The sequence below is a fragment of the Cryomorphaceae bacterium genome, from assembly GCA_017798125.1.
Taxonomy (GTDB): Bacteria; Bacteroidota; Bacteroidia; order Flavobacteriales; family ECT2AJA-044; genus ECT2AJA-044.
In genome coordinates this window covers 2,244,492-2,256,690 of sequence record CP059070.1, presented here as the reverse complement: position 1 = coordinate 2,256,690, position 12,199 = coordinate 2,244,492, and the positions used below count along the sequence as shown (strand labels likewise).

10 protein-coding genes are annotated in these 12,199 nt (G+C 46.8%); 3 read left to right on the top strand and 7 right to left on the bottom strand.

The features are described from left to right. Nucleotides 1-23: 23 nt before the first annotated feature. Nucleotides 24-695: a TetR/AcrR family transcriptional regulator gene (locus HZ996_09940; protein QTN39446.1), complete on the top strand. Its 672-nt coding sequence runs from the start codon at nt 24-26 to the stop codon at nt 693-695. Here HZ996_09940 and HZ996_09935 read toward each other — a convergent pair whose 3' ends face one another. Genes HZ996_09935 through HZ996_09910 form a run of 6 tightly spaced genes read right to left on the bottom strand, consistent with a single transcriptional unit; the run spans nt 696 to nt 8,097 of the window. Next, nucleotides 696-1,790, bottom strand: coding sequence for an efflux RND transporter periplasmic adaptor subunit (locus tag HZ996_09935; GenBank protein ID QTN39445.1), 1,095 nt, complete (start codon nt 1,788-1,790; stop codon nt 696-698). Between the two features lie 20 nt (nt 1,791-1,810). After that, nucleotides 1,811-3,073, bottom strand: coding sequence for an ABC transporter permease (locus HZ996_09930; GenBank protein QTN39444.1), 1,263 nt, complete (start codon nt 3,071-3,073; stop codon nt 1,811-1,813). Nucleotide 3,074: 1 nt separating this feature from the next. After that, on the bottom strand, nt 3,075-4,310 hold the full coding sequence (locus HZ996_09925; protein QTN39443.1) for an ABC transporter permease: 1,236 nt from the start codon (nt 4,308-4,310) through the stop codon (nt 3,075-3,077). Between the two features lies 1 nt (nt 4,311). Continuing rightward, nucleotides 4,312-4,977: an ABC transporter ATP-binding protein gene (locus HZ996_09920; GenBank protein ID QTN40037.1), complete on the bottom strand. Its 666-nt coding sequence runs from the start codon at nt 4,975-4,977 to the stop codon at nt 4,312-4,314. A 38-nt stretch (nt 4,978-5,015) separates the two neighbouring features. Further along, nucleotides 5,016-7,424 carry an ABC transporter permease gene (locus HZ996_09915; GenBank protein QTN39442.1) on the bottom strand — a complete coding sequence of 803 codons (2,409 nt, stop codon included), beginning with the start codon at nt 7,422-7,424 and terminating at the stop codon, nt 5,016-5,018. A 1-nt stretch (nt 7,425) separates the two neighbouring features. Then, complete coding sequence (locus HZ996_09910) at nt 7,426-8,097, bottom strand: ABC transporter ATP-binding protein (protein ID QTN40036.1); 672 nt, start codon at nt 8,095-8,097, stop codon at nt 7,426-7,428. 329 nt (nt 8,098-8,426) lie between these two features. Here HZ996_09910 and HZ996_09905 point away from each other — a divergent pair, with 329 nt between their 5' ends. Beyond that, complete coding sequence (locus HZ996_09905) at nt 8,427-9,797, top strand: sigma-54-dependent Fis family transcriptional regulator (GenBank protein QTN39441.1); 1,371 nt, start codon at nt 8,427-8,429, stop codon at nt 9,795-9,797. Next, entirely contained in the window at nt 9,787-11,139 is a 1,353-nt protein-coding gene (locus HZ996_09900) for a GHKL domain-containing protein (protein ID QTN39440.1), read from the top strand. Before HZ996_09905 ends, HZ996_09900 begins: the two co-directional genes overlap by 11 nt. Here the strand turns inward: HZ996_09900 and tsaD are convergent. Then, nucleotides 11,136-12,158, bottom strand: coding sequence for a tRNA (adenosine(37)-N6)-threonylcarbamoyltransferase complex transferase subunit TsaD (gene tsaD, locus HZ996_09895; protein ID QTN39439.1), 1,023 nt, complete (start codon nt 12,156-12,158; stop codon nt 11,136-11,138). The two genes, HZ996_09900 and tsaD, sit on opposite strands and share 4 nt — an antisense overlap. Between the last annotated feature and the right edge of the window lie 41 nt (nt 12,159-12,199).

Here is a 12,199-nt window from a genome sequence, read left to right as displayed (position 1 = left end):
TTAAGCTGTAGAAGACAGTAGCCATGACCCATCCGAGAGTTCAAATCTTAATCGACGAAAAGGTCTTTTTGAAGAATCCTGAAAGCAGTGTTCTGGGAAAGAAAATCATTGAAGGCTCAATCGACCTGATTGATCGAATTGGATTTGAACAGTTCACCTTCAAGAAGTTAGCCGATCATATTCAAAGCACTGAGGCTTCCGTTTATCGCTACTTTGAGAACAAGCACAAACTGTTGATCTACCTTGTGACCTGGTATTGGAATTGGATCGATTACCAAATCATTTTTGTAACCAATAATATTGAGTCGCCGGAGCATCGATTGACCAATTGCATCAAATTGCTCAGCGCTCCGATTCAATTGGATCAGACTTTTGAGCACATTAATGAGAAATCACTGTACAACATTGTTATTGCGGAATCCTCAAAGGTGTATCTAAACAAGGAGGTCGATGCGGACAACAAAGAGGGGCTATTCTCCAGTTACAAGAGGTTTGTAGACCGCGTAGCGCAGATCGTTCACGAGATCAATCCCGACTATCGGTTTTCTCACGCGCTGATCTCCACAGTAGTGGAATCGGTTCACGATCAAAATTTCTTCGCGCAGCATCTCCCAAGCTTGACGGAAGTCAAAAAGAATGAAACGGAGCGCATCGAAGAGTTCGTCCGCGAACTCGTGTTCAAAGCGATTAGCTAATTAAGAGCGAATAGGACTATTCCAGACTTTGATTTCATCTCCTTCTTCGAGACCACTCTTGATCTCGACAATGATTCCGTCCGAAAGACCTGTTTCGATTTCACGACGCTCGTATTGATCTTCACCGACCTTTACTTCAACGTACGCTTTGCCTTCTTCAAATTGGAGTAGGGATTCTTTGATGGTCAAGACTGAATCAGCTCGTGCGAGAACGATATCCGCATTGGCGCTGTACCCTGCACGGATATACATGCCTTCTTGGAGTTGCATGTCGGCTTTGATTTCAAATTGAATTGCTCCGTTTTCTTCCACCCCTTTAGGCGAAATATACTCGAGCTCTGCCTTGAATTGCTGGTCTTGTAGCGCACCAATATTGAGGATGAGCTCCATACCGGTTTGAATCTTACCGACTTCAGATTCGTCAACTTTTCCTTCAAAGATCATCTCGCCTAAGTCTGCAACCGTGGCAATCGTAGTTCCGTCATTGAAGGTATTGGCTTCAATGACAGAGTTTCCTTCTTCTACCGGTACGTCTAAAATTGTTCCGCTCGAAGTACTACGGACAAGCGTATTGGCCGTTGAACCCGCTTTTTTTGCAGCACCTTCTTTGATGATCTCTAAATTAGCTTCGGCAGCGGCCAATTCCTCTTGAGCATTCCGATAGGCAATTTCAAAACCCTGCCAAGTAGCATCGGCAATGATGCCCTTTTCGTGAAGCTCTTTGTTCCGATCGTAATCCAACTTGGCGGCATCCAGGGAAATTTGAGCTCTATTGACTCTGTTCTCCGCGGAGTTGAGCTGGGCCATGTCCGGGATCACCTTGATACGGGCAATCAAATCACCCTTTTGGACTTCATCACCAGCTTCAACGTATAGAACGTCAATAATTCCGGATACTTGGGGCTTAATCTCGATTTCCTTTCTGGGGATAATGGAACCCGTAGCTACCGTTTTCTTAATGACGGTACCTTGCTCAGGAGCTGCAGTATTGTAGGTCATTTCGGGCTCTACAGACTTCTGATAAAGAAAATAGAAGGTGTAGCCGACCAATCCAACAGCAATGAGGATAAGGAGGATGCGAAGTACTTTTTTCATAACAGGTTACAGGGTTTCAATTATTCTGATCTTAAAGCGTCTACTGGTCTAATCTTCACTGCTCGTCGAGCGGGAATGAGACCCGCCAGAGCTCCCGAGACAATGAGGATGATTAATGACACAAAGACGATTCCAAATTTTACTTCCGGGTTTCTAAAGGATCCGGTGTCCATTCCAAATTGGGTAAGAGCCTGATTCACGCCCTCCATGAGCCACACGCCTATGACCAATCCAGTAACGCCGGCAAGAGTAGTTAAAACAACAGACTCCTGTATGATTTGCCCCATGATTTTCCACGGTGTTGCCCCAAGTGCTCTTCGAACGCCAATTTCCTTTGTCCGCTCTTTGACGATGACGAGCATGATGTTACTGACACCAATGACCCCGGCAATAAGAGTAAGAATACCGACAAAGAAGGAAAGCGCCTTGATTCCCGTAAAAAGGTTGGTCATGCGCTGAAACTCTTCTTCTAAGTTGTTGGAGCCGAACGCACGCTGATCTTCAGGGTGCACGGTGTGTCGTTCTTTCAAAAGCGCGAGCACCTTTTCCTGCATGACGGAAACAGGCACTTTATCCTCGGACATCAAGGCCATCCATCCGACTTGATCACCGCGATTAAAGGCTTGAGCAAAGGTGGTGAAGGGGATGTGGATCATCTGTGTCTCTTCCAGAGCGTCTTCACCTGCCTTGACAGACTTGAAGAGACCTATTACTTGAAAGTACACTCCGTTGATACGTACGTATGATCCTATGACTTCCTCACCTGGCAAGTAGAGCGCGTCATAAACAGCTTCTCCAATGACACAGACTTTGCGTCTTTCTTGGATATCGGACTCATTGATGAAGCGACCGACAGCCATGTTCCTCTTTTCGACGTCGGCATATCCCGGCACATCTCCGTAGACACTAAAAGCACCGGTTTGAAGCCCGCGAACCACATTGTTGGCTCCCTGCCAACCGCCTAGTTGATTACGGGGGCAGACGAGCTTTGCTTCGGGAATGTTGTTGTAAATGGCGTCAACGTCATCGAGCCGTAGGCTAAACCACCTTCCTCGAGGAAGGCCTTTGTATGGAATACTTGTGCCTTGGGTCCAGATGAACATACTGTTCGTGGCCATTTCACCAAAGTCTTGACTCACACCGTTTTGCAATCCACGCCCGCTGGCCAGCATGATAATCATCATAAAGATGCCCCAAAAGACTCCGAAGGCCGTTAGAAACGAACGGAGCTTGTTCTTGGAGAGGACTTCCCATATTTCTTGCCAGCGATCTCTATCAAACATCTTATTCGTCTCTTAAAGCTACAATTGGTTTAATGGCGGCTGCCTTTCTCGCTGGGAAGAATCCCGCCAAGGTTCCGGCCAAAATCAAAAGGAGCGTTGCGTAAACGGCGACTTGTACATCCACTTCAGGGTTCCGGAAGAAAGGTGTGCCTTCGGGCATGAAACTGTTGACCAGTTCTAAAAGGCCAATACCGAGCATCAGTCCGATATAACCACTTAGTGTAGTGATGAAAATAGATTCCTGAAGGATTAAGGATACAATAGAGAAGGGGGTGGCCCCTAGTGCTTTTCGGACCCCAATTTCTTTGGTGCGCTCTTTAACGATGATCATCATAATGTTACTGACACCAACCACACCTGCGATGATGGTGAAGATACCGATTACCCAGATGAAGATGCGCATACCGTTGATGACGTTCACGATGTTGGCAAACTCCGCATTGTTATTGCGGATATTCAGACCGCGCTGATCACGGGGATCCACGACTAAGCGCTCTTTCATATCGCGCTCAATGTTTTCTGCCAGGTCAATGGTCTCCATAAGCGTCAAATCACCAGTGGACACCATCATCATGTCGAATTCATTACTGCCTCCGTCAAAGACGCCTTGAGAAGTACTCACCGGGATGTAGATTGAGCGTTGCTCCCATTGGCTACCAACGTCATCAGATACCCCAATGACTTTAAATGGAATTCCCGAAATATTGATATAGGCCCCAATGGCGCTTTCTCTTTTAAACAGGTCTTGTTCTACGAGTTTCCCAATAACGGCAACCTTACGTGCCTCTTGAATATCTTTTTCGTTCAGGTATCGGCCAGAGATCATTTCAGTCTTCTCTAGGTACTTGTGACCTGGGTGACAACCTCTGACTCCGTATGATCCGTACTCGTTGCGATAGCTGACATTGACGCCCCAAACCCAGTCTCGAGCCGTGGCTTCATCGATGCCCTTGTATGTAGATAGCAGGTAATCGTAGTCCTCGTTGTACATCTTTACGCGGCGACCGGATTTGAAACCCTTGTATTCCATGGTCGTTTGACCCGGGCGAATCCAGATACTGTTAATGGCGTCGTCGTTGAACATGGACTCCACACCATTGAAAATTCCTTGCCCCGCTCCGAGCAAGATGATGAGCATGAAGATTCCCCAACCCACACTAAATCCCGTGAGGAAAGTTCTCAGCTTATTCTGCTGAATGGTCGTGAATATTTCTTGCCACTTGTCTACGTCAAACATCTCAGGCGGCTTCAATTACGCCATCCTTCAAGCGAATGATTCGCTGAGTCATGGCCGAGATATCATTCTCGTGTGTGACAATAATGACCGTGATTCCCTCGCCATTGATTTCCTTAAAGAGCTCCATGACTTCATGTGAAGTAACGGAGTCTAGCGCACCCGTGGGCTCATCTGCCAAGATGATCTTAGGCTTTGAAATCAAGGCCCGTGCAATGGCTACACGCTGTTTTTGTCCCCCGGAAAGTTCGTTGGGCATATGCTCCGCCCATTCAGCCAGGCCTACTTTATCCAAATATTCCAGGGCTAGTTCATTGCGCTTCTTTCGCGGAACCTTCTGATAGTAGAGAGGAAGAGCAACATTCTCCATCGCATTCTTGAAGGAAATGAGGTTGAAAGACTGAAAGACAAACCCGATAAACTGATTCCGATAGTAGGCGGCTTTCTTTTCTGATAGATCCTTCATCAAGACCTCGTTCAGATGGTAACTCCCGTTATCGTGCTCATCCAAGAGGCCTAAGATGTTCAAGAGGGTAGATTTTCCCGATCCCGAAGATCCCATAATGGATACGAATTCTCCTTCATGAATATTGAGGTCAATACCTTTTAATACATGAAGGGCACTGTGTCCCATTTGGTAGGACTTATTTAGGTCGCGAATGCGAATCATTTCTTTCATTCCGTATACGGCGTTTGAATCAGTTTGGTTTATTCGTATCGCAGAGCTTGTATGGGGTCTGCCATGCTGGTTCGTATGGTTTGTACGCTGACTGTAACCAAAGCAATGCACAAGGCGATCATGGATGATGATAAGAACACCTGGAGGGGCACTTCGATATGATAGACAAACGACTCTAACCAAAAATTCATTGCAAAGTAGCTAATGGGCCAGGAGATGAGGATGGAAATTCCCGTGAGGTATCCGAATTCCTTGGTGAGTAGTAGCCATGTCTGGCCAGTGGTTGCACCGAGTGCTCTCCGAATCCCGATCTCCTTAGTTCTCAATTCCGAATTATACAGAGCCAATCCAAACAATCCCATACAGGCAATCCAAATGCTCAAAATGGTGAAAACCAGAAAAAGCTGGCTAAGGTTCTTTTCCTCCTCATAAAGTCGAGCAAAATCGTCCTGAAGAAGGGTATACCGGAAGGGATGAGATGGCTCAACCTTTTCCCAGTAGTCTTCAATACCTGAAATGGTTTCTTCCCATTGTCCGGGATCAATTCTGATGACGCTGAACCACGTTTCTGGATCGTAGTACAGAATCATCGGTTTGATTTCCTGATCGAAGCTTTCTGTGTGGAAGTTTTCAATGACTCCGACTACTTGCATGCTTTGCTCAACGAAGTCATTCGAATATCCAATAGATGTACCAATTGGGTTTTTTAAGCCCAAAAACTCAACAGCTTTTTTATTGATGACCACACCTCCGGTTTTGGCTACGTCAAAGCTCGGTTCAACTCCTTCGAGTAAATCAATTTCCATGGTATTCAAGAAATCGTCGTCGACTCCCATAAACCACATGGGGTAGGTGAGGTCAGAGGTTCCAACCCGGAAAATGCCCTGGACCATTTCCATGACGCCTGGAATATGTGATCCTCTGGAAATGCTCTCAATGCCGGGAACCGTCGCCAGCATGCCATCCTTGATTTCATGGAAGTTTTCGGTAACGAAGTCTGTTTGAATGGGAACCACAATAACCTGCTCCGGCTGAAAGCCAAGGTCTTTTTGCTGCATGAACTTCAACTGTTTGAGCATGACGGACAGCCCAATAATCAAGCTCAAACTGATGCTGAATTGAATAATCACCAGAATTCTTCGCGTGAGAAGGCCCTTTTTTCCGCTTTTGAATTGCCCCTTTATGATTTGAGAGGGATCAAAGGAACTCAAGTAAAGTGCGGGATAACTTCCAGAGAAGATACCAACGATCAAAGCCAAAAACACAAAGATCACAGCAACCCATCCGTATCCACCACCAAAAAGACGCATCCCCGATATACCCATTACCCGGCTCAGAGAGGGTAGCGCTAGCTCTAGAAGCATCATGGCAATGACTAGGGCAATGACACTTTGAATAATGGCTTCTGTTAAGAATTGCCGCACGATCAAAGGTTGATATGCACCGACGACCTTTCGAACACCTACTTCTTTGGATCGGCTCGCACTTCGTGCGGTCACCAAATTGGTGAAGTTAATTCCAGCGACCATAAGGACTAGAATCCCAATGACTCCCAAGATGTAGAGGTATTCAACTTTGCTGTTTGGCTTGAGTTCTGCTTGTAGATTTGAGTGTAGGTGAATGCGCTCAACATTTTGATAACCATACTCATAGGAATTTCCTTGCTCTAAAAACTCTTCAGGAGTCAATCCGAGTTGCTCTTCAAGAATAGTACTCAATTGCGCGTAGGCGTAGTCATTTATTTGAGCAATGACTTCATCCGGATTTGCGCCCTCTTTAGTTTTGAAATAGGTGCAGTGCCCGTTCTCAATCCAGTTTCCGCGAATCTCATTGGACGTCATATATACGTCGTATGAGAAATGCGATTTTCCGGGTAGGGGAGCCATGACTCCCGTTACCCTATAATTCCAACGATTGTCGTAGTTCAGGATCTTACCAATGGGGTTCTCTTCCCCAAAAAAGGCTTGAGCGATGCGCTGAGAGATTACACATGATCCAGTGCTCGCCAGCACCTCCTTCGGATCGCCCATTAATAGCGGAATCGAAAAGACATCAAAGAAGTTGGAATCGGCATAGGCGACATCCGCGATATAAATCTTCATATCCCGGTGTTGGAACATGATTTCCTGACGAATAGGACGAAAGCGCGTAGCAGATTCTACTTGACTAAACTCGGTTCTCAAGGAATGAGCCATACCCGAAGGAGTCGTTGGGGAGTTGATTTCCTGCCCCAGAAAATTCCCATCAATGTAGACGCGGTAAATACGATCTGAATCATCCCAGAACTTATCGTAGCTGGTTTCTTCAAAGATGTAGAGGATAATGAACAACCCGCAAGCCATGCCCAGAGCCAAACCACTGATGTTGATCAGGGAGTAAACCCGGTGTTTCTTGAGATTTCGCCAAGCGACCTTTATGTAGTTCTCCAACATGGTCATCTCACCAAACCTCTTGTGCTATGGCGCCATCGCGCATTCGAATAATACGCTTGGCATAGGATGCATCGCGATCAGAATGGGTTACCAGAATTACGGTTGTACCGTGGCTGTTGAGTTCGGTCAGCAATTCTAAGATCTCTTCTCCGGCCTGTGAATCTAAATTTCCCGTAGGCTCATCGGCCAACAAGATATTCGGTTGGTTAACCATCGCGCGGGCCATAGCAACACGTTGCTTTTGCCCGCCCGATAGTTGATACGGAAAGTGATGCTTTCTGTGTAGTAGCCGCATCGTTTCCAGAAGCTCTTCAACCAGTTCTTGTTTCTCCTGGCTGCTTCGCTTCGTATAGATCAAAGGAAGTTCGATGTTCTCATAGACATTGAGTTCATCGATCAAATTGAAGCTTTGGAAAACAAAGCCAATACGGTGTTTCCGCCAATTGGCCGCCGTCTTGTCGTCCAAAGCTGAGACGTCTTGCCCGTCGATGTACAGTTTACCTGCACTCGGACGGTCAATAAGTCCCAACATATTGAGTAGAGAAGATTTTCCACAACCTGAGGGACCCATGATGGCGAGAAAGTCACCAGATTCAATTTCCAAATCCAGATGATCGACAGCTGTAGTCTCCACATCGAACATGCGGAATACTTTTGACAGGCCTTTCATCTCAATGATCGGATGCTTCATGGGCTCAAGTTAGGACAATGCATAAAAAGGCTCTTCCCGCTATGCAGGAAGAACCTCGTGTTAAGCGTGTTTCTGTAACAAGCGCTTTGGAGTATGTCATGTTTCGACACTTCAAGTGTTAAGTAAAGTGTCAAGTGTTTCTGCATCGTTTCGCTTTTACTTAGGCAATCAACGTGCCATAAATGATAAACCCCACTAAATCAGTGGTTAATCAATTTCAAGTGCCTACGGCACGATGTATCCCTGTTTCGTTCTGAAACAAAAATTTGTTCCACAGTGAAACACTTTCTACCTTCCGACACAGAACGATTGACCAAATGGCCCAAGAACAAAGTAAACTCCTCATCATAGATGATGATCAAGATGTCTTGCTCTCAGCAAAGATGGTCTTGAAGCGGAATGTCGACATCCTGAGAACCAGTAACGACCCATCCAATATTGAAGATTACCTCTCCCACGAAAAGTATGATGCGATACTGCTCGACATGAATTTCACGGTCGGTGCAATAGGGGGTAAAGAGGGCTTTCATTGGCTCTCTAGAATCAAAGAACTATCTCCGGAAACCCAGGTGATTTTAATGACGGCCTACGGGGATATCGATCTGGCCGTCAGGGCCATGAAGGAAGGAGCCTCAGACTTTGTCGTGAAGCCTTGGGACAATGAACGCCTTCGCGCAACAGTGGCTTCAGCCATTAAATTAGGGAAGAGTGAAAAAGAGATCAAGACCCTAAAAAGAAAGACGAAAGAGCTCACCAAGGATCTCGATCAACCCTTTAGTGATATGATTGGTGAGTCGGAGGCCATGAAGGACGTTTTTTCGACCATTCGAAAGGTGGCGAAGACGGACGTGAATGTTCTGATTCTCGGCGAAAATGGAACAGGTAAGGAAGTCGTGGCACGCGCCTTGCACCGTAGTTCGCTGAGAACTGACCAGATTTTTGTGAACGTGGATCTAGGAGCCATAACGGAATCGCTTTTTGAGTCTGAATTGTTTGGACACGCCAAAGGGGCCTTTACCGACGCCAAAGAAGCTCGCGCTGGACGTTTCGAATTGGCCAATCAAGGAACCCTCTTTTTGGACGAGATTGGAAACCTGAGCATGCCCATGCAAGCTAAACTTCTGACCGCCTTGCAGAGCAGGACCATTAATCGGGTGGGAGAGAGCAAACCTCGCAAAGTGGACATCCGCTTAATTGCGGCCACCAATATGCCCTTGTACGATATGGTGGAAACCTCAGAGTTCCGTCAAGACTTGCTCTATCGGATCAACACGGTGGAGATTACGCTGCCGCCGTTAAGGGATCGCCAAGACGATATTCCCGTCCTCTGTGACCACTTCCTAAAGATGTATGCTAAGAAGTATCAGAAGGACAAAATTGAATTGAGCAAAGACGGCCTTCGAAAGCTGACCCGCTATTCGTGGCCTGGGAACATCAGAGAACTTCAGCATGTACTGGAGCGGGCTGTAATTATGAGTGATGGAAACGAACTCACGGCCGATGATTTCGCTCTTCAAGGGCGTGAAGTCAAGGTCGTAGAGAATGAGTCACTCAATCTAGAAGATGTGGAGAAAAAGGCCATCATCAGTGCCATAAAGAAACACGATTCCAATATGAGTGCTGTGGCCAAAGAGCTCGGCCTAGGTCGAACAACACTGTACCGCAAAATGGCCAAATATGGTATTTAAGCGCACTAGAGTTCAGCTTTTCCTTCGGGTATCGGCCATCTTCATGTTGTGCTGGCTCATCAACTATGCGCTGACGAGAACAGATTGGGTGGTCATAACCGTAGTGGCCATACTCACCTTGCTCTACACTACCTACAACCTCTACCAATACATCAACAGAAGTCGCAAAGAGCTAGCAAGCTTCTTACTCAGCATCCGCTACAATGATTTTTCTGCCACGTTTTCAACGGAAGTTGCGGGTCGTTCAGACGGTGAATTAAAACGGGCATATAATTCTATTATCAAGGAATTTCAAAAGGTAAAGGCCGAACGGGAACAGAAAGACCAGTTCCTTCAGACCTTGTTGGAACACGTGGACTTGGCTGTTGTGGCAAGCGATGAACACGGACACCTGCGCTGGTACAATTCGGCTGCCAAGAATCTACTTAAGAAACCCTACATGCGGAGCTTGGTTGGTATAAAGGATATAGACGAATCTCTATACTCGACCATTCTAGATCTCAAAAACGGTGAGCGACGATTGATACGACCGGTGATCGACGGACGTATGGTACACATTGCCGTCAGTGCAACGGAGTTTGTGACCATGGGGGACAACTACAAGCTCATCACCCTAAGCGATATTCAGAACGAGCTGGATCAAAAGGAAATTGAGAGCTGGCAAAAGCTAATCCGCATCTTGACGCATGAAATCATGAATTCGGTGACTCCCATTGTGTCCCTCTCTGGTGTAGTCGAACAAATATTAGAGGACCATCGCAACGAAGAAAGCGAAGGGCTTCACCTGCCCGCAGATGACGCGGATGATGTGAATCAGAGTATTCGCACCATTGAGAGCCGGGGAAAAGGATTGCTGAAATTTGTCAACACCTATAGGAGCCTATCGAAAGTGCCGGATCCAGTTCTCGAGTCTACAGACCTGTTTGCGCTTGTTCAACGCGTTTTGAACCTTCTTCGCGGTGATTTGGATGCACAACAGATTCGCGTTCAAGTTGATTCCAATACCGATGATCTTCGAGAAAATTTGGATCCGAACCTTATGGATCAGGTATTGATCAACCTGCTTAAGAACGCGAAAGAAGCACTTAAGGACACAGAAGAACCGGCCATAAGCATCTTGTTTCAGCGCGAATTTGGACGCTTGTGCTTATATATTGGGGACAACGGTCCAGGAATGGATGCCGAAACCTTAGAGCGCGTGTTCATTCCATTTTATACCACGAAGGAACAGGGAAGTGGAATTGGCTTGAGTCTAAGCCGACAAATCATGCGCCAGCACAACGGGAGTATCCAAGTAAAAAGTGCTCCTGGGGAAGGAACTACTTTCCGTTTGGAGTTTTAAAGCGACATTCGCGCTTGCGAGCGCTCGTTCAGGGAACCAAAAGCCCCCTTTTCAAAGGCGTAATGTCCAACAATGGCAATCATGCCCGCATTGTCAGTGCAGTATTGAAATGAGGGAATGAATACCTTCCAGTTTTCTTCTTCTGCAGCACGGTTTAAGGCCTTGCGGAGCCCCGAATTAGCTGAAACTCCTCCAGCAATAGCGACTTGATTTATTCCCGTTTGCGCAACCGCCTTTCGAACCTTTTCCATTAGAATGTCCACGATGCTCTTCTGAATGCTCGCACAGATATCCTTCATGTGCTTTTGACGAAATCCTGGCTCTTTTTTCTCTGCATCTCGAAGGGTGTATAGAATACTGGTCTTAAGTCCACTGAAACTGAAGTTGAGGGCCTCAATCTTGGGCTCGGCAAAAGTCAGGAAGTCGGCATTTCCTTCTGCAGCATAACGATCTATGAGGGGGCCGCCTGGGTAGGGAAGCTCTAAGATTTTAGCTGCTTTGTCAAAGGCTTCACCAGCCGCATCGTCAATGGTCTCGCCGAGAAGTTCAAACTCTAGCGGCCCATTGACGCGGACAATTTGTGTGTGCCCACCGGAAACGGTCAAGCATAAAAAGGGATCCTCCGGCGTTGTCATTTCAGGATCATCGATGAAGTGCGCCATAATGTGCGCCTGCATGTGGTGGACGGGAATCAGGGGGCATCGGCCCGCGAGGGCCAAGCTCTTAGCAAAAGAGCTACCGACCAATAAAGAACCCATTAAACCAGGGCCTTGGGTATAGGCAATGGCATCCACGTCGTTAATTCCGATATTTGCTTTGCGTAAGGCAGCGTCCACGACCGGAACAATGTTGGCTTGGTGTGCTCTGGAAGCTAATTCCGGGACCACTCCACCGTATTTCTCGTGAATGCTCTGGTCGGCCACCACGTTGGAATGGACTTTGCGATTGATCATAACGGCGGCGGAAGTATCGTCGCAACTCGATTCAATAGCTAACAGCGTGATGGGCTTTTCTGACATAGCGCAAAAGTACAACAAGCACTGAAACCTAGGTGGCGTAA